General features: G+C 65.0%; 18 protein-coding genes. 13 read left to right on the top strand and 5 right to left on the bottom strand.

Annotation, left to right across the window (positions count from 1 at the left end; genetic code table 11):
- Window positions 1–26 precede the first annotated feature (26 nt).
- Together HNR60_RS09365 and HNR60_RS09370 are read left to right on the top strand one after the other, a co-directional pair.
- On the top strand, window positions 27–845 hold the full coding sequence (locus HNR60_RS09365; protein WP_184256707.1) for an aldo/keto reductase: 819 nt from the start codon (window positions 27–29) through the stop codon (window positions 843–845).
- A gap of 41 nt (window positions 846–886) precedes the next feature.
- Window positions 887–1,687: a YdcF family protein gene (locus HNR60_RS09370; RefSeq protein WP_184256709.1), complete on the top strand. Its 801-nt coding sequence runs from the start codon at window positions 887–889 to the stop codon at window positions 1,685–1,687.
- Window positions 1,688–1,690: 3 nt separating this feature from the next.
- On the opposite strand, the gene HNR60_RS09375 is transcribed toward HNR60_RS09370, so the two are convergent.
- The gene (locus HNR60_RS09375; protein WP_184256711.1) at window positions 1,691–1,966 is read right to left on the bottom strand and encodes a DUF3253 domain-containing protein; all 276 of its coding nucleotides are present in this window, start codon (window positions 1,964–1,966) and stop codon (window positions 1,691–1,693) included.
- A gap of 113 nt (window positions 1,967–2,079) precedes the next feature.
- Between HNR60_RS09375 and HNR60_RS09380 the strand changes: the two genes are divergently transcribed.
- The 4 genes from HNR60_RS09380 (at window position 2,080) to HNR60_RS09395 (ending at window position 4,750) form a co-directional block, all read left to right on the top strand.
- Window positions 2,080–2,730 (top strand): glutathione S-transferase family protein, encoded by a 651-nt coding sequence (locus HNR60_RS09380; RefSeq protein ID WP_184256713.1) that lies wholly within the window; start codon window positions 2,080–2,082, stop codon window positions 2,728–2,730.
- 255 nt (window positions 2,731–2,985) lie between these two features.
- A complete protein-coding gene (locus tag HNR60_RS09385) occupies window positions 2,986–3,177 on the top strand; it encodes a hypothetical protein (protein ID WP_011473765.1) in 192 nt (63 codons plus the stop codon).
- Window positions 3,178–3,333: 156 nt separating this feature from the next.
- On the top strand, window positions 3,334–4,278 hold the full coding sequence (locus HNR60_RS09390; RefSeq protein ID WP_184256715.1) for a hypothetical protein: 945 nt from the start codon (window positions 3,334–3,336) through the stop codon (window positions 4,276–4,278).
- Between the two features lie 34 nt (window positions 4,279–4,312).
- Window positions 4,313–4,750 carry a DUF1489 family protein gene (locus tag HNR60_RS09395; protein ID WP_184256717.1) on the top strand — a complete coding sequence of 146 codons (438 nt, stop codon included), beginning with the start codon at window positions 4,313–4,315 and terminating at the stop codon, window positions 4,748–4,750.
- On the opposite strand, the gene HNR60_RS09400 is transcribed toward HNR60_RS09395, so the two are convergent.
- The gene (locus HNR60_RS09400; protein ID WP_184256719.1) at window positions 4,745–5,671 is read right to left on the bottom strand and encodes a LysR family transcriptional regulator; all 927 of its coding nucleotides are present in this window, start codon (window positions 5,669–5,671) and stop codon (window positions 4,745–4,747) included. The two genes, HNR60_RS09395 and HNR60_RS09400, sit on opposite strands and share 6 nt — an antisense overlap.
- Before the next feature lie 90 nt (window positions 5,672–5,761).
- Here HNR60_RS09400 and HNR60_RS09405 point away from each other — a divergent pair, with 90 nt between their 5' ends.
- Window positions 5,762–6,592, top strand: a complete 831-nt coding sequence (locus HNR60_RS09405; RefSeq protein WP_184256721.1) for an NAD(P)H-dependent oxidoreductase — start codon at window positions 5,762–5,764, stop codon at window positions 6,590–6,592.
- Here the strand turns inward: HNR60_RS09405 and panC are convergent, their stop codons facing one another.
- A complete protein-coding gene (gene panC / locus HNR60_RS09410; RefSeq protein ID WP_184256723.1) occupies window positions 6,593–7,444 on the bottom strand; it encodes a pantoate--beta-alanine ligase in 852 nt (283 codons plus the stop codon).
- 453 nt (window positions 7,445–7,897) lie between these two features.
- Here panC and HNR60_RS09415 point away from each other — a divergent pair, with 453 nt between their 5' ends.
- The 3 genes from HNR60_RS09415 (at window position 7,898) to HNR60_RS09425 (ending at window position 10,384) form a co-directional block, all read left to right on the top strand.
- Window positions 7,898–8,755, top strand: coding sequence for an alpha/beta hydrolase (locus HNR60_RS09415; protein ID WP_184256726.1), 858 nt, complete (start codon window positions 7,898–7,900; stop codon window positions 8,753–8,755).
- A gap of 87 nt (window positions 8,756–8,842) precedes the next feature.
- Window positions 8,843–9,595, top strand: coding sequence for a VWA domain-containing protein (locus HNR60_RS09420; protein WP_184256728.1), 753 nt, complete (start codon window positions 8,843–8,845; stop codon window positions 9,593–9,595).
- Between the two features lie 60 nt (window positions 9,596–9,655).
- Window positions 9,656–10,384, top strand: coding sequence for a DnaJ domain-containing protein (locus HNR60_RS09425; RefSeq protein WP_184256730.1), 729 nt, complete (start codon window positions 9,656–9,658; stop codon window positions 10,382–10,384).
- Between the two features lie 313 nt (window positions 10,385–10,697).
- On the opposite strand, the gene HNR60_RS09430 is transcribed toward HNR60_RS09425, so the two are convergent.
- Window positions 10,698–12,455 carry a serine hydrolase gene (locus tag HNR60_RS09430; RefSeq protein WP_184256732.1) on the bottom strand — a complete coding sequence of 586 codons (1,758 nt, stop codon included), beginning with the start codon at window positions 12,453–12,455 and terminating at the stop codon, window positions 10,698–10,700.
- A gap of 359 nt (window positions 12,456–12,814) precedes the next feature.
- On the opposite strand from HNR60_RS09430, the gene HNR60_RS09435 reads away from it, so the two are divergent.
- Window positions 12,815–13,153, top strand: coding sequence for a phasin family protein (locus HNR60_RS09435; RefSeq protein WP_184256734.1), 339 nt, complete (start codon window positions 12,815–12,817; stop codon window positions 13,151–13,153).
- Window positions 13,154–13,228: 75 nt separating this feature from the next.
- On the opposite strand, the gene HNR60_RS09440 is transcribed toward HNR60_RS09435, so the two are convergent.
- Window positions 13,229–14,662, bottom strand: coding sequence for a TadE/TadG family type IV pilus assembly protein (locus HNR60_RS09440; protein WP_184256905.1), 1,434 nt, complete (start codon window positions 14,660–14,662; stop codon window positions 13,229–13,231).
- Between the two features lie 511 nt (window positions 14,663–15,173).
- Here HNR60_RS09440 and clpS point away from each other — a divergent pair.
- Complete coding sequence (clpS, locus tag HNR60_RS09445; RefSeq protein WP_184256736.1) at window positions 15,174–15,506, top strand: ATP-dependent Clp protease adapter ClpS; 333 nt, start codon at window positions 15,174–15,176, stop codon at window positions 15,504–15,506.
- A 196-nt stretch (window positions 15,507–15,702) separates the two neighbouring features.
- On the top strand, window positions 15,703–18,111 hold the full coding sequence (clpA, locus tag HNR60_RS09450; RefSeq protein WP_184256738.1) for an ATP-dependent Clp protease ATP-binding subunit ClpA: 2,409 nt from the start codon (window positions 15,703–15,705) through the stop codon (window positions 18,109–18,111).
- Window positions 18,112–18,183 lie beyond the last annotated feature (72 nt).

Consider the following 18,183-nt stretch of genomic DNA (forward strand, 5'->3'; position numbering starts at 1 on the left):
CGCATTCGGCTGAACGGACGGGCGACATGCAATTCGTTGAAGCCCACGGCGCCAAAATTCCGGTGCTCGGCCTGGGGACCTGGGAGCTGAGCGGGCGGATCTGTTCGCGCGTGGTCGAGCAGGCGCTTCGGCTCGGCTACCGCCATATCGACACCGCCCAGATCTACGAGAACGAGCGCGAGGTCGGCGAAGGCCTGCGCGCCTCCGGGATCCGCCGCGACGATGTGTTCGTGACCACCAAAGTCTGGACCACGCATTTTACGCCGCACGATCTGTTGCGCTCGGCCAAGGACAGCCTGTCGAAGCTGCGGCTCTCCGAGGTCGATCTGCTGCTGCTGCACTGGCCCAACCCGCATGTACCGTTGGCGGAAACCCTGGGCGGGCTCGGCCGTGTCAAGGAGCTGGGGCTGGCTCGGCATATCGGCGTGTCGAATTTCACCGTCGCGCTCATCGAAGAGGCGGTGAAGTTGTGCCCGCAGCCTTTGGTGTGCAATCAGGTCGAGTATCACCCGTATCTCGATCAGACCAAGGTGATCAACGCCTGCCTCGATCACGGCTTGGCCGTGGTGGCCTACAGCCCGATCGCCAAGGGCCGCGCCAAGAATGCCGAGACGCTGACAAGGATCGGTGCCGGCTACGGCAAGACCGCGGCGCAGGTTTGCCTGCGCTGGATCGTGCAGCAGGACATCGTCGCGATTCCGCGGACCTCGAAGCTCGAACGGCTGTCGGAGAACATCGGCATTTTCGATTTCGAGCTGACCGAAGAAGAGATGCGCGCGATCTTCGCGATGGCCACGCCGAAGGGGCGGCTCACCGATTTCGGCTTCGCGCCGAAATGGGACTGAGCGGCGGCCGGCGGCTTGATCGCAGCAGGGTCGGTTGAGCGATGTTCTTTTTGGCTTCGAAGCTTGTCGGATTTTTTGCGGTGCCGTCGAACGCGATGGTGATGCTTTGCGTGCTCGGCGCGCTGCTGCTGCTGACCCGCTGGCGACGCGGCGGCCGGCGCTTGCTGATGCTTGGGCTGGCGCTGTTGCTGATCGCCGGATTTTCGCCGCTCGGCAACGTGCTGCTGTTGTCGCTGACCGAGCGGTTTCCGGCCTGGCAGTTCGACGGCCGCGCGCCCGACGGCGTCATCGTTCTCGGCGGCGCCATCGACTCCGAAGCCTCGCTGGCGCGTCACGCGCTGGAAGTCGACGGCTCGGCGGAGCGGGTGGTGGCGATGCTGCAGCTGGCGCAGCGATTTCCCAAGGCGCGGATCGTGTTCAGCGGCGGCAGCGCCAACCTGCTGCAGGCTCCGGTGCCGGAGGCGCCGCTGGCCGGCGAACTGCTGCAGAGTTTCGGAGTTGCCGCCGATCGCATCGTGCTGGAAGACCGCTCGCGGACCACCGCGGAGAATGCCGCCTTCACCCGCGAACTGATCGCGCCGAAGCCCGGCGAGCGCTGGCTCTTGGTGACCTCGGCGTTTCACATGCCGCGATCGATCGCGGCATTCCGGGCGGTCGGCTTCGACGTCGAGGCCTATCCGGTGGATTGGCGCACCCGCGGTTGGAGCGATGCGGTGAAGCCGTTCGATCAGATCAGCGCCGGCCTGGCGCGGACCGACGTCGCGGTGCACGAATGGGTCGGCCTGATCGCCTATCGCCTCGCAGGGCGCAGCGCCGAGCTGGTGCCGGGGCCTGCAAAGTAAGCGTCAATCGTGCCGCGGCAGGCCGAGCCGATAGACGCCGCGAAAGTCGTTCGGATCCGCCGGCTTGCCCTTGCGGTAGATCACCAGCCGGCCGGCCAGCGCCAGCGCCACGGCGGCGCGTCGGATCGGCATCAACAGCCCGTGCCAGTCGCCGTCGGGCGCCAGCGCATGGGCGATTTCCGGCGCGCTCAGCGTGCCGCTGCCGGCATTTGCCAGGACTTTCAGAATGCCATCGTCAAGCGACGGGGCGGGGGCGGGGGGCGAATCTTGCAGGGTCATGCGTCTGCAGTGACGCATCGCGCGGCGCGCCGCAAGCGCTGCCTTGGTTGCCATGCGCGGGTTGATCGCGCCCCGCGGCGCGTGGCAGATTGCGCGCCGCAAGGAGATCGGCAATGGCGCTTACTCTGGTGATTGGCAACAAGAACTATTCGTCATGGTCGATGCGGCCGTGGCTGGCTTTGCGCGCGACCGACATCGCCTTCGACGAGGTGGTGATCCCGCTCTACACCGGCGCTGCCGACAAGCAGCGGATTCTCGATGTCAGCCCGGCCGGCAAGGTGCCGGTGCTGGTCGACGGCGACATCACGGTGTGGGATTCGCTGGCGATCATCGAATACGCCGCCGAACGATTTCCTGAGGCAAACCTGTGGCCGCAGGATCGCGCCCGTCGTGCCCATGCCAGATCAGTTTCGGCGGAAATGCATTCCGGCTTTCAGGCGCTGCGCAATGAATGCGGCATGAACCTTCACCGTCCGGTGGGCGCAAAACCGCTGTCGGCGGCGGCCGAGGCCGACATCGCGCGCATCCAGGCGATCTGGTCGGAGTGCCGGCAACGCTACGGCGGTCCGTATCTGTTCGGCGGCTTCAGCGGCGCGGATGCGATGTACGCGCCGGTGGTGCACCGCTTTCTGACCTATGCGATCGCGACCTCGGAGGAGGTGAGCGCCTACATCGCAGCGATGACCGCGCTGCCGGCATTTCAGCAATGGACAAAAGCGGGTCTGGCGGAAACTCTGGTGATCGAGAAGTTCGAACAGGATTGAAAGGCTTAAGGATTGGTTAACCTCGCCCGTCGCAATTGCGAATGACTCGCAACAGTGCGCTCGCCAGGAATCGCCGATCGCCCGATAAACAACATCCATCATACTGAAATGGTTGCAAATTCCGGGCAGTTGCTATGCCCGGATGCAACTGGCCAAAATGCCCTCCTGCGTGCTATATGCAACCCAAGCTTTCGGCCGGGACTGCCGCGGGGCTGGGGCAAGCCGGCGTTTCTCGTTGCGTGATGGAGAGGGTCGTTGAAGCATAAGTTTATCGTTGGAGAGAATGTCTATTTTACCGCTAGCAATGTGGCCCGTCCGGCCGCCAGCGGCATTTACGAGGTGATCCGGTTGCTGCCCACCGAGGGCGACGATTTCCAGTATCGGATCAAGAGTTCGACCGAAGCCTTCGAGCGCGTCGCCAAGGAAAGCCAACTCGACGTTTGCTGACGGCGCTTTGATTCCCATCAGAACCTCCTAAAGTTCAGGACCATCGGCCGCATTCTGCACAGAATGCGGCCGGTCTTGCTTCTGTCCGCCAAAACTTGCGCATAATTCGCCTGCAAGACCGGACTTCGTCGATGCGGCGCGCAGGGGACAACGCGGATGAATTGGGCTTGGGCAAATTCGATCGATCAGCTGTGGCGTCAGCCCAGCTTTCCGATCTGGCTGACGATCGCAGCCGCGGGGTTTTTTGCGATCATCCTGTTCATCACGCTGCTGCGGGCGCAGAAATCGGTGGCCAACGGCGCGCTCGCGGTGATCGCGCTGCTGGCGATCGCCACCGCGGCGGCCGCCACCATCCGCGGCTTGGCGCCCGGCGAGGCCGGCACGCGCCTGGCGATGGGCTCGCCGCCGGCTGCGGCCGCGGTGCCGGCGCTGGCGTGTCTCGACGAACTGGCCGGCGAGGCGGTGCTGGCCGGCTGTGAGAAGCAGCTGTTCGGCTCGCCCGATACGATCGCTGCCGCGGTGGCCGCCACCGCGAGCCGGCTGGTGCGACTCGGCGCTGCCGGCGATGGCGCTGCCGCGACCCCGGAGTTGGAACGGCTGCGGCGTTCGCTGGAACGCGACCGCTACGGTCTTGTCGCCTATGTGCTGATGGCGCGCGATCACTGCCAGGCCAATGAATGCGCGGCGTACAAGATGCTGACCAATCACGACCAGATCGCAGCCAATATGGACCAGCGGGTCTATGAGGGGCTGGTGGTGCGTTACGCCTCGAGCTGGAACAGCCCGGCGATCACGGCTTCGGCGGCTTCCGCGGTGGCGGCGTTGCCGCCGTCGCTGCCGACCGGCAAGCCGACCACCGCGGACTTCCCGACCTCGGCGTCGATCCCGCCGGTGAATATCATGACGCCGGAGCCGACCGCCTCGGCCAAACCGGCGACGCCCGCCGCCAACGCGGCCAGTGCCGCGCCGGGCGCCGCCAACGCCCAGGCTGCGGTGCGACCGGCGCCGAAGAAGCCGGCCGCGCCGAAACCGCGCCCGGCGGCGCCGGTTCAACTGGCACCGGCGCAGCCTGCACCCGCCGAGGCGGGCGCCGAACAGTAGCCATCCGCCCGGTTCTGGAGTATCCGCTGCGACCATGCCGCTGCATCTCATCAAGCTCGCCGTCGGCTGTGAATCGGTGAAGGACTTCGAAAGCCGGGTCGCGGAGCGGGCGCGGCTCGCCAAGGCGCAGGGCCTGCCGCGGCAGCACATCCACGTCACCAGGATGACGCCGAAGCGCGACGCCGAACTGCTCGACGGCGGCTCGATCTATTGGGTGATCCGCGGCGAGATCGCGGCGCGCGAGAAGATCTTGGCGATCGAGCCGTTCCGGGATGGCGACGGCATCGCGCGCTGCCGGCTGATCATGCAGCCCAAGGTGTTTGCGGTGGCGCCGCGGCCGATGCGGCCGTTCCAGGGCTGGCGCTATCTGGTGGCCGCCGACGCGCCGCCCGACCTCGGCAGCGCCGCCGCCAGCATCGCGGCGATGCCGGAGCCGATGCGCCGCGAATTGCGCGAACTCGGGCTGCTATAGCCGGGCGCGTTCGATGCCGGGCAGGCGGCCGATCTCGTCGACCAGGAAATCGATCAGCAGCCGAACCCGCGCGATGCCGGCGCGCTCCGGCACGATCAGCATGCTGAGCGGCATCGTCGGCAGCTTGAAGTCCGGCAGGATCGCCTCGACCCGACCCGCGGCCAACAGATCGTCGACCAGCCAGCGATGCGACGCGGCGATGCCGCGCCCCGCGACCAGCGCCTTGCGCACCGCGAGGCCATGGTCGACCACGAAGCGTCCGACGAACGGCACCTCGTGGCGTTCGCCATCCGGCCCCTGCAGCGCCAGCGTGTCGCTGCCGGCCACGTTCGACATCCGAATACACTGATGGGCAGCCAGGTCCTGCGGCACGGCGGGGCGGCCTCGCGCTGCCAGATAGTCCGGCGACGCCACCAATAGACGCTGGCTCTGGCCGAGCGTCCGCAGCTTCATCGAGCTGTCGGTCAAAGGCGCCAGCCGGATCGCGAGGTCGATGCCCTCGCGCACCAGATCGACCCGCTGGTCGGACAGGTTGAGATCGATCCCGATGTCCGGATAGCGGTCCTGAAACGCGAAGATCAGCCGGGTGAGATGCAAGACGCCGAAACCTGCGGTGCAGGAGATCCGGATGGTGCCGGCCGCAGCACCCCTTGTGCCGCGCACCTCGTCGCCGGCCTGCTCGACGAGCCGCAGGATCTGCACGCAATCGGCATAATAGCGGCTGCCCTCGGTGGTCATCGTGACCCGCCGGGTGGTCCGGCTCAGCAGCGGCACGCCGACCGCCTGCTCGAGTTCGCGCAATTGCCGCGTCACCGTGGATTGGCCGATGCCGAGTTCGCGGGCGACCGCCGACAGATTGCCACGCTCGGCGACGCGGACGAACGTCCGCAGCCGCTCCAAGGTGACGTCTGACTTATCCATTATTCGGAATAATCCTATGCATTGCCAAGATATAGTGCGACGAGCGATCACCGACTAGCCAAGGCTCAGGTCCCTTAAAGGAGTCTGGCCATGAACGTCCTTCTCGTGTTTGCCCATCCCGAACCGCGCTCGCTCAACGCCGCGTTGCGTGACGTCGCCATCCAGCAACTTGAGGCCCAGGGCCATCAGGTGCGGGTGTCGGATCTCTATGCCGAGCGCTGGAAAGCGCAGGTCGATCGCGGCGACTTTCCGGCGTTGCCGCTCGGGGAGCGGCTCAAGGTGCCCGCCGCGTCGGGCGAGGACTTTACTGCCGGCGCGCTGACCGACGACGTCAAGGCCGAGCAGCACAAGCTGCTGTGGGCGGATGCATTGATCCTGCAATTTCCGCTGTGGTGGTTTTCGATGCCGGCGATCCTCAAGGGCTGGGTCGACCGGGTGTTCGCCCGCGGCTTCGCCTATGGCGTCGGCGAGCACAGCGACCGCAAATGGGGCGAGCGCTACGGCGAAGGAGTTTTTGTCGGCAAGCGCGCCATGCTGATCGTCAGCACCGGCGGTCGCGAAACCCACTACGACGCTCGCGGGGTCAACGGGCCGATCGACGACCTGCTATTCCCGATCCAGCACGGCATTCTCTACTATCCGGGCTACGACGTGCTGCCGCCGTTCGTCGTCCACAGTGCGGATCGCCTGAAGGAGACCGAGTTCGAGCCGATCGCCGAGCGCCTGCGCGACAGGATGCGAACGCTGGCGACCACTGCGCCGATCGCCTATCGGCCGCAGAACGGCGGCGACTATCTGATTCCGAGCTTGCAGCTCCGCCCGGGAGTGGGTGAACCCGGCGCAAGCGGTTTCGCGCTTCACGTCAAGCCTGCGGCCGCCGTTGCGGAGGTTGTCGTCGGCGACGCTCAGCGCGTGGGCTGATCACACCGCCACGTTGTCGATCAGCCGCGTGGTGCCGATCGTGGCGGCGACCAGGAGCCGGATCGGGCCGTCCTTGCGCGCGGCGATCGGCGCCAGGGTTTCGGCGTGGCGGGCTTCGAGATAGTCGAGCTTGAAGCCGGCCGCGGTGATCGACGCGGCGCCCTCGGCCAGCGCCGGCGCGAGCTTGTCGCCGGCGCGGATCCGCTTGGCGGCTTCCTTCAAGGCGCGGTACAGCGCAGGCGCGCTGGCGCGGTGCTCCGGCGACAGATAGCGGTTGCGCGACGACATCGCGAGCCCGTCGCGCTCGCGGACGATCTGCACGCCCATCACCTTGACGCCGAGATCGAGGTCGCGCGCCATCCGCGCCACCACCCGCAACTGCTGAAAATCCTTCTCGCCAAACAGCGCCAGGTCCGGTCGGACCTGGGCGAACAGCTTGCCGACCACGGTGGTGACGCCGCCGAAGAAATGCGGCCGGAAGCGATCCTCGAGCCCGGCCAGCGCCGGGCCTTCGGTGAGAATCTTGCTGGCGAAGCCGGCCGGATACATCGTCTTGGCATCCGGATTCCAGATCAGGTCGACCTTCTCCTCGGTGAGCCTCGCGAGATCCGCCTTCCAGGTCCGCGGGTAGGCGGCAAAATCCTCGTTCGGGGCGAACTGCGCCGGATTGACGAAGATCGACACCGCGACCTTGCCGGCGCGGCGCTTCGCCTGGCGGACAAGCGAAACGTGGCCGTCGTGCAGCGCGCCCATGGTCGGCACCAGCGCAAGGCTGGCGTTGCGGGTGCGGAGTATATCCAGCGCGCGGCGCAAGGCCGGCAGGGTGCGGACGATAACGGGAGGACGGGACATCACGACTCGATTGCTGCAGACGGCGGGGCCTAACTCTACCAAGCCCGGCGCGACACCGCCAACGCCGCATGTCCGAGCGGCGACATGCAGCATCGAGGGACCGGCGGTTTGCGTTGGCGCAACGCCCCCGCCTTCGATTCGCGCGATCGGTTGCGGGCCGTGTGGCGGCCGCGACAGCCAACCCATGTGGCTCAAGTTTGCGTTGAATTGTCGCAACTTTGGACGGCGGTGCGGGCGATCATGCTCGTTCCGGATGCAGGGCGAAACGATCAGGTCTGATGGGTGCCGGTGCGGAGCATATTTCAGCAATATGACACTCTGCACAATGATCGGGCCGTAGCACCTATTCTTTGTTCGTGGTGTTGGTCGCGCGCTGGGTATAATAGGTATATTGGATGTCCAGTACGATCGGTTGAACCGCGGGCAAGCCGGCTCTGCCGATCAGGATCGCAGATGAAACGCGGAATTTACATTCTGAGTTCGCTTTGCTTGGTATTTGCCGTCGGTTACTTCACCGCGAGCAAATGGGCGATCCGTCACGAGACGCTGACCTTCTATGACACGACGCGCAGCCGGCCGGTGCAGGTCGATATCGCGGTGCGCCGCGACCGCGAAATGCAGTCGACGGCGGGCATGTTGAAGCTGCCGGTCGCGATCCTCAATCACGGCAACACCGTCAAATTCACCGAGTACTCGTTCCTCGCCAATCTGTTCGCCGCGCGCGGCTACATGGCGGTGAGTATTCAGCACGACCTCGACACCGACGCGCCGCTGGTCACCAATGTGGGCGAGCCCTATGTCGGCCGGCTGCCGGTGTATCAGCGCGGCGTCGCCAACATCAATTTCGCGATCGACCGGCTGAAGAGCATCCAGCCGAACTCGGACTACGACCATCTGACCATGGTCGGTCATTCCAACGGCGGCGACATTTCGATGTACTTCGCCAAGATCAACCCGGACCGGATCACCAAGGTGGTGACGCTGGACAATCTGCGGGTGCCGTTCATGATCGACGGCAAGTTCAAGATCCTGTCGTTCCGCTCCAAAGACCCCGAGTTCAAGCCCGATCCGGGCGTCGTTCCGGAGACCGAAATCTGTGCGAGGGCCGGGATCACCGTGGTGAACACCGGCTTCCAGCATACGCAAATGAGCGACCGCGGGCCGGAAAGCGTCAAGACCGACATCAAGGGCGTGGTCGACAAGTTCCTGCAGGACAGCGAGGGCGCGTCGCGCGCCCCGCGGACGCCGCCGGTGATGGCCACCGGCGCGTGGCCGGAGGCCAAGACGGTCGCGCACGGTCATGGCCATTGAGCGTGGCGGGCCATAGCGCCGCGGCCGCGATGCATTGACCGCGGGGCGCACACTCGCCACATAAGCTCGCCACGCCTGCGAGCCGCCATGTCCCGCCAACCGATGAAACCTCCGGTCGACACCTCCGCGCCGCCGGCCGCGCGCGGCGGTGCGCTGCCCAACAGCCGGGTGTCGCCGTCGGAGGAGATCGCGGCGTTCGTCGCCAAGGCGCGGGCGATGTCGCCGCACGCCCCGGGCGCGCGCGGCCGGCTGGTGTTCGCGCTCGACGCCACCATGAGCCGGCAACCGACCTGGGACATGGCTTGCAGCCTGCAGGCCGAGATGTTCCGCGAGGCCGCCGCACTCGGCAGCCTGGACATCCGGCTGGTGTATTATCGCGGCATGAACGAGTGCCGGGCCAGCGGCTGGATCTCGGAGCCCGCCAAGCTGGCGACGCTGATGGCGAAGATCGATTGCCGCGGCGGCAACACCCAGATCGGCAAGGTGCTGTCGGAAGCAAGGCGCGACGCGGTGGCGTCCGGCGTGCGCGCGGTGGTGTTCGTCGGCGATGCGATGGAAGAGCCGGCCGATGAGCTTTGCGTCAAGGCCGGCGAATTGGGGCTGCTCAAGGTGCCGATGTTCCTGTTTCAGGAGGGCTACGACGCCACCGCGGAAGCCACCTTCCGCGAGATTGCAAGGCTGACCGGCGGCGCCTGGTGCCGGTTCGATCCGGGCGCCGCGGCGCAATTGCGCGAGCTGCTGCGCGCCGCTGCCGCCTATGCGGCCGGCGGCCGCGATGCCTTGCAGCGGCTGTCGCGAACCGATGGCGGCGCGGCGCGGCTGCTCGGCCAGATGAAGTGAGCGCGGGATGCGGCTGCGGATAGCGGTGCATTTCTCGCGCGCCCGCACTATATGGGTGTCATGCCTACGCTGATCGCCGGCGTCGTCGCCGTCATAGTGCTGTATTCGCTGCTGCAGATGTTCCGGGCCGCCAACCCGGCGGTGCTGGCGCGTGGCATCAAGATCGGCGGCGGCGTCGTGACGCTGGCGGTGGCGGCGTTCACCGGGGTCAAGGGCGAGCTCGCGGTGGCGATCCCGCTCGGCATCTTCGGTGCCGGGCTGCTCGGCTGGGCGCCGTTCGGCTCCGGCGCTTTCGGCAATCTCGGCACGCTGTTCGGATCGCGCGGCAAACGCTCGGCCGGCCAGAGCTCGCGGGTGGTGTCGCAATATATCGAGATGATGCTCGACCACGACAGCGGCGCGTTGAGCGGCCGCTTTCTGGCCGGGCCGCAGGCCGGCCGCTCGCTCGACGAGTTCGATCTGCCGCAACTGGCGGCGATGATCCCTTCGTTCGACGCCGAGAGCTGCGCGCTACTTGAAAGCTATCTTGACCGCCGGTTTCCCGCTTGGCGTCAGAACGCGCAGGGCGACCGGGCAGGGCGGCAGAGCCGCGAGACGTCGAGCGGCAAAATGACGGACGAGGAGGCCTATCAGATCCTTGGCCTGAAGCCGGGCGCGGGGCGCGCCGAAATCGGGCAGGCCCACCGTACGCTCATGAAGAAACTGCATCCCGACCAAGGGGGGTCGACGTACCTTGCCGCCCGCGTAAACGCGGCCAAGGATACTTTGCTTCGCACTCATCGCAGCTAACTCCAGCACGCTACATACGCTACCGAACTGTGAGTTGCTTCTGGTCTCTGCCTAACGCCCCGGGGGGCCGCCCGCCGTTTGCCGACGTGGTCAACCCTCAGCATCCGTTGTAGCCGGCAATCCTTGATGAGTGGTTTTCAGCGGATGTTTTTTATCGGCCGTCAACCATGCCGGCGCAAAGCGCGGCGCGGACAGCCGGGGCGGCGCGCGGCGGCGGGCCGAAGCCCGCGCCGACCACGTGCCGGGGCCGCGTGACGACGCCGCGGCGTCGTCAGTTCTTGCGGATCAGTTCTTGCGGATCAGTTCTTGCGGATCAGTTCTTGATGGTGATGCAGGAAATCTCGGAGCGCTTCAGCGCGCGACAGACCGCCTCGGCCTGGTCGCGGTCCAAGCCGGCAAAGCGGGCGCGATACAGCTTCTTCTCGCCTTTGGCGATGGTTTCGGTGAACGGCTCGGCCTTGGCGAGCGTGCCGCGGGCCTGGTCGCGCGCCGCCTCGAGCCGCTGCCGGGCTTCGGATTCGCTGCCCAGCGCGCCGACCTGAACGATCCAGCCGCTATGCACCGCGGGCTTCACGGTGCCGTTCTGCTGCGTCGCCAGCGGCTGGCCGCGCGACGGATCGGCATAGGCCATCGCCTGCGAGGAGGGGCCGCCCGAGGCGGGCAGCACGCCGAGAATGCCCTGGCCGGTGCCGTGATTGAGCGGCTGCGGCGGCATCAGGCGCGACGGCTCCGTCCGCATATCGGCCTTGGCGATCATCGAGCCCGAAGTCTCCGCCACGTCGGCGCGCGCCGGGATCGCATTGGTGATCGGCGGCGCCGACTGCGCTGGGCCCGCCGAGGCCAGCTTGACCGCGCCGGCTTTGACCTGGACGGTCTTCACCCGCACCGGCTTCATCGGCTCGTTCGAACCCGGAATGGCGGCCTGCTGCTGGGATTGAATGACGCCGGAATTGAGCGGACCGGGTTCCGGCTTCTGCACCGCCTGCGGCGGGATCAGCGATCGCGCCATCGACGCCGCGGGGCGCGGGGGCGCGACCGGCTCGGCCGTCGCCGAGGCGACCTGCACCGGGGCCTGGATGCCGCCCTGGACCTGGACGGTCTTGGTCGGGCGGCTCTCGGACTCGTCCTCGGCGACATCGGCATTGGCTTCGGCGCTGCCGCGTTCGGAGACCGCGGCGACGGTGCGCCGGGTCGCGGCCTTGTCGAGGTTTTCGGCGAGCAAATTGCGCATGATGGCGTCGCGCGAGCCGCCGCTGCGGCCGCCCAACACGACGCCGATCAGGTGGCGGTTGCCGCGGTGCATCGAGGTGACGAGATTGAAGCCGGAGGCGCGGGTGTAGCCGGTCTTGATGCCGTCGACGCCTTCGACGCTGCCGAGCAGGCGGTTGTGATTGCGGATCGCGTTGCCGCGGTAGTTGAAGACGCTGGTCGAGAAGAAGCGATAATAACGCGGGAAGCGCTCTTGGATGGCGCGGCCGAGCGTCGCCTGATCGCGCGCGGTGGTGACCTGGTCGTCGTCGGGCAGGCCCGAGGCGTTGCGGTACACCGTCCGGGTCATGCCGAGCGAGCGCGCCTTCTTGGTCATCAGCTTGGCGAAATCGCCTTCGTCGCCGGCGATCGCTTCGGAGATCACCACGGCGGCGTCGTTGGCCGAGCGCGTCACCAGCGCCTTGATGGCGTCCTCGACGCGGATGCTCTGGCCGGGACGCAGCCCGAGCTTGGTCGGGGCCTGAACAGAGGCGTGTTCGGAGACGTCCATCTCGCTGTCGAGCTGCATCTTGCCGGATTCCAGCCGCTCGAACAGCAAGTACAATGTCATGATCTTGGTCAGCGACGCCGGGTGGCGCAGGCCGTCGGGACTGTTGGCGGTGAGCACTTCGCCGGAATTGCCGTCGACGATGATCGATGCGAAGGCCGGATTGTAGCTTTCGGTCGCCACGTGATGACGGACATGGCGAGCGCGGTGACGGCGGGCATCGGCTGAGTCGGTGGTGTAAATGATGGCCGCGACGGTGGCCAGCCCGAGCACGCAAACCCGAAGGGTGCGCGAAACTGAGGTTTTGCGATGCATAAAGGTCCCCGTCCGATTCTCAGTACATCACCGGTCCGTGAGGCTAAATTATGCCCGACGCCCGCCGACCGTCGTCGCGGGTTGCGCCGTGTTCGGTCCGCCGGCCGGGCAAAAGCAGCCTGTATTTCCGGCTAACTCGCTGTCACCAAGCGATTATTATCTCTAGCGATCGTGCAAAGAGCAGGGTAGGCCGGGCGAGTTTCGAAAAGGTTAAGCAACTGTTGCACGGCCACGTTGAATTTATCCGAAGTCCGGATTGTGCGGCGCACAATTACCATTGACATTTTTGTGCAGTGCAGTATGTTCGCCTGGTGAAAAGCCGGGTCGCCCGGCGACAGCAGTCTGGGAAGGACGCGAAAATGGTCAACGTGGAAGAGATCCAGCAGTACGGCAAAGAGCAGTTCGATACCGCGGTTGCGTCGGCGAGCAGCGTTCAGAAGAGCTATCAGGCGATCGCCACCGCGGTCGGCGACTACACCAAGAAGTCGTTCGAAGACGGCAATGCCTTCGTCGAAAAACTGTCGGCGGTGAAATCCTTCGACAAGGCGATCGAGTTGCAGACCGAATACGCCAAGAGCGCCTATGAGACTTTCGTCGCGGAGTCGCAGAAGATCGCCGGCCTCTACAGCGATCTGGCGAAGCAGAGCTTCAAGCCGCTCGAAGGCATCGCCGCGAAATTCGTGCCGGCCGCGCGCTAATCTCGATCGTTAATTCAAACATGCCAAAGCCCGGCCGCAGACAGCGGTCGGGCTTTTGTTGTGCGAGCCGCGAAACTATTGCGCGAGCCGCAATTTGGTCAGCGACGAGCCGATCGACTGGAATGCGACTGCGATTTGGTCGGCGGTGGTCGATTGAAAGAACTGGCCGTCGCTGGCGCAATATTTCAGCACCGCGGACTCATCGTCGCCGTCGGTGTTCACCTGAATTGTGAAGATCGTCGTCGTGCCGTTCAGCGGGTCTTTGATATTGTCGCAAAGCTTCTTTTGCCTGGCGTCGATCACGGAGACGGAACTGCTGTAGCCGCTTTGGGTGTTGTCGCCGTCGGATAGCAGGATGATGGCGTCGGTGTATTTGTAATCCGTGTCTTTGACTGGCGTATTCAGTGGATCGCCGAGTTGGAGCGACATCCACGCCCAGAACAGGCCGATCGGCTGGTTAGTATTGCCCTCGGCGTCGAGCTTGTTGATTTTGCCTTTCAGTGTGGTCACGTCGGTGGAGGTGTCCGACTCGGTCGCTTTGTAGGCGGATTTCATCGGCAAGAGGGACAAAGGACAGCTGGAGTAGGGCTGCGCCAGGAACAACGTCGCCGGCGTCGCCGTCGTGGGCGCGGTTTTTTTGATGTCGTAATCGCCCGTGGTGGTGCGATCGGTGACGCAGCCCTGCCAGTTGCTAACGTTGCTCGCGGTCCAGGTCTCGCCGGCTGCCACACATAAACTCTTCCGTGTATATTTGGATATGCAGCTATTGTTGCTCCAAGTCTCGCCCGCGGCCTGACAGGTCGACTTCTTGGTGTTGTTGGATTTGCAACTGCCGTAATTGGTGTCCCAGTCGAGCCAGGTCGCATTCTTGTTGGCGGTTCCGACGTCGACCATGACGTTGAAGGGAACGATGGAAATATAGACGTCCTCGTCGGTCGTCGCGGAGGCCTTCAGCGTATTGACGAGCTTGATCGCCGCGGTCTTCATCGCCGCGAGCTTGTCGTCGTATTGCATCGAGCCGGTGACGTCGAGCGCCATCGCGACGCGCAACCGGGTGGCGCCCCAGGTCGACGTCGACGTCGCCGCAAATGGAATCTCGGTGAAGCCGGCGACCTTGAGGAAGGAGGTCGGCAGACTGCCCGTGGTTTTCAACACGACGGTCGACGTGCCGTCAGCGGATTTGGCCGTATAGGTCGCCTTGACGTCGAGAGAGCCTGCACCCGTGCCGGTATACAGCGCTCTGAAGTACTTATCCGCGGTGGTCTGGATATCGCTCTGTTGGATGACGCCGGAGGCATAGTCCTTGGACACCATCAGCGTGGCGGAATCCACCGCCGCCTGCATGGCGGTGCGGGCGGCGGCGGCTCGGCTGTAATCGACGGCGACCCCGACGAAGCTGATCAGCGGAATGATCGCGAGGCCGAACAGCACCGCGATGTTGCCCTGGTTGGCGGTTCGAAATGCCTGCGCCGCGCGGCGCAGCCGGCGAAGAGGGGAGGCGAGAGGCATGGCTTTTCCCAAAATGCGCGTTCTGTGCGGGCATTTCGGGCCGATGCCATGAACGCTGGGTAAAGATCTCCTGCAAAACAAGGTCAATTGCCGTACATTTCCGAGGCGCGCGGGCTTCGCCGTCGTGCCATTGTCAACGGCAGATGAATCGCCGCGACGAATCCTGGCTGGTTCCCGTTAACGTCGCCGAGGCGCGGGCGGAGCGGTCGCGCGGCGGCCGGTCGTCGTAACGATCCAGAATCGCTATAAATCTCTGCGCTTGCGGCCAAGCTGATGCTGACCCATATTCATGCGATCCGATCCAGTCGGCGGATCGGCCGCTGCCGTTGAGCGGCTCCCAACGTGCTGGATTGAACGCATTCAAGGGGCTCATTTGGGGGGCGCCTGTCGTTTGCCGTCAATCGCCTCCCTGGATTTCGAACGCCTAACCATGCTGCACGCGACGCCATATCGAGCATATTCGCCCTTCCAACGGTCTTCGACGCGGGACCTCGTTCGGTCCGGCCCGCGAATGGGCAATGACGAAGGCCGCTCCGGCGGTCCGGGCAACCCGGCGACCTCGGTCATCACCAAGGTCAAGCCGAAGACCAAGCGGCCCAATCTGTACCGCGTGTTGATTCTCAACGACGATTACACGCCGATGGAATTCGTCGTGCATGTGCTGGAGAAGTTTTTCCAGATGGACGTCGAAGCCGCCACCCAGGTGATGTTGCACGTGCATCATCACGGAATCGGCGAGTGCGGCGTGTTCACCTACGAAATCGCCGAGACCAAAGTGACTCAGGTGATGGATTTTGCCCGCAAGCATCAACACCCTTTACAGTGCGTGATGGAAAAGAAGTGACGCGGCCGGGGACGCTGAAATCCGGAACGGGTCTTGCATCGGGTCTTGCATCGAGTCTTTCGGCGAGCACTTCACCGCGCATCGGCCCGCGCGGAACCGGACTTTCGCCGCGAGGTTGGATCACTATATGAGCAAGGTTGTTGTTGCCTGACCAAGCATCGGCGGCCATGATAGGCGGGGGCCATAGAGGACGAGAATGCCAACATTTTCACAGAGCCTTGAGCAATCCCTGCACCGCGCCCTCGCGATCGCGAACGAGCGCCATCATCAATATGCGACGCTCGAGCACTTGCTGCTTTCGCTGGTGGACGACTCCGATGCCGCGGCAGTGATGCGGGCCTGCAGCGTCGATCTCGACAAGCTGCGCACCAGCCTCGTCAATTATCTCGAGACCGAATTCGAGAACCTGGTGACCGACGGCGCCGACGACGCCAAGCCGACCGCCGGATTCCAGCGGGTGATTCAGCGCGCCGTGATCCACGTGCAGTCGTCCGGCCGCGAAGAGGTCACCGGGGCCAACGTTCTGATCGCGATCTTCGCCGAGCGCGAGAGTCACGCCGCGTATTTCCTGCAGGAGCAGGACATGACGCGCTACGACGCCGTCAATTACATCAGCCATGGCATTGCCAAGCGGCCCGGAGTGTCCGAGGCGCGGCCGGTGCGTGGGGTTGATGAGGAGACCGAGACCAAGGGTGGCGAGGACAGCAAAAAGAAAGGTGACGCTTTGGACACCTATTGCGTCAACCTCAACAAGAAGGCTCGCGACGGCAAGATCGATCCGGTGATCGGCCGTAACTCCGAAATCAACCGCGCGATCCAGGTGCTGTGCCGCCGGCAGAAGAACAACCCGCTGTTCGTCGGCGAAGCCGGCGTCGGCAAGACCGCGATCGCCGAGGGCCTCGCCAAGCGCATCGTCGACTCGGAAGTGCCGGAGGTGCTGGCTGCCGCAACCGTGTTCTCGCTCGACATGGGCACGCTGCTCGCCGGCACGCGCTATCGTGGCGACTTCGAAGAACGCTTGAAGCAGGTGTTGAAGGAGCTGGAAGCGCATCCCAACGCGATTCTGTTCATCGACGAGATCCATACCGTGATCGGCGCCGGCGCCACCTCCGGCGGCGCGATGGATGCCTCGAATCTGCTCAAGCCTGCCCTCGCATCGGGCACCATCCGCTGCATGGGTTCAACCACCTACAAGGAATATCGCCAGCACTTCGAGAAGGACCGCGCGCTGGTGCGCCGGTTCCAGAAGATCGACGTCAACGAGCCGACCGTCGAAGACGCGATCGCGATCCTCAAGGGGCTGAAGCCGTATTTCGAGGACTACCACAAGCTGAAATACACCAACGAGGCGATCGAAGCTGCGGTACAACTATCGTCGCGCTACATCCATGACCGCAAACTGCCGGACAAGGCGATCGACGTGATCGACGAATCCGGCGCGGCGCAGATGCTGGTGTCGGAGAACAAGCGCAAGAAGACCATCGGCATCAAGGAAATCGAGACCACGGTCGCGACCATGGCGCGGATCCCGCCGAAGAGCGTGTCGAAGGACGACGCCGAGGTGCTGAAGCATCTCGAAACCACGCTGAAGCGCGTGGTGTTCGGCCAGGACAAGGCGATCGAAGCCTTGGCGGCGTCGATCAAGCTGGCGCGCGCCGGCTTGCGCGAACCGGAGAAGCCGATCGGCTCCTATCTGTTCTCCGGCCCAACCGGCGTCGGCAAGACCGAGGTGGCAAAGCAACTCGCAGCCTCGCTCGGCGTCGAGCTGATCCGCTTCGACATGTCAGAATACATGGAGCGGCACACCGTGTCGCGGCTGATCGGCGCGCCTCCGGGCTATGTCGGCTTCGACCAGGGCGGCCTCTTGACCGACGGCGTCGATCAGCACCCGCATTGCGTGGTGCTGCTCGACGAAATCGAGAAGGCGCATCCGGATCTTTACAACGTGCTGTTGCAGATCATGGATCATGGAAGGCTGACCGATCACAACGGCAAGCAGGTCAACTTCCGCAACGTGATCCTGATCATGACGACCAATGCCGGCGCCGCCGATCTGGCCCGCCAGGCGTTCGGCTTCACCCGCAACAAGCGCGAAGGCGACGACCACGAGGCGATCAACCGGCAGTTCGCGCCGGAATTCCGCAACCGTCTCGACGCCATCGTGTCGTTCGCGCATCTCAATGCCGACGTCATCGGCATGGTGGTGGAGAAGTTCGTGCTGCAGCTCGAGGTGCAGCTCGCCGATCGCGACGTCACCATCGAACTGTCCGAGCCGGCGAAGGCCTGGCTGGTGCAGCACGGCTATGACGAGCAGATGGGCGCGCGGCCGATGTCGCGGGTGATCCAGGAGCACATCAAGAAGCCGTTGGCCGACGAGGTGCTGTTCGGCCGGCTGAAGGGCGGCGGTCACGTTCGCGTCGTGCTGGTCAAGGACGAAGCGGTCGCCGGGGTCGATCTGGAGAAGATCGGTTTTGAATATGTCGAAGGCCCGGTGACGCCGAAGCCGGAGAAGCTGCCGGGCGCCCGCAAGCGCAGCGCGCGCAAGCCGAAATCCGGCGGCGGCTCGGACGGGCCGTCCTCGAAGGGACCGCTGGTCAAGGTTTGATCAGCAGGCGGCCGTCAGGCTGCCATCCGAAGAGTCAATCAGACGGGGCCGGCGAGCGATCGCCGGCCCCGT

Source organism: Rhodopseudomonas rhenobacensis, from assembly GCF_014203125.1.
In the GTDB taxonomy this organism is placed as follows: Bacteria; Pseudomonadota; Alphaproteobacteria; order Rhizobiales; family Xanthobacteraceae; genus Rhodopseudomonas_A; species Rhodopseudomonas_A rhenobacensis.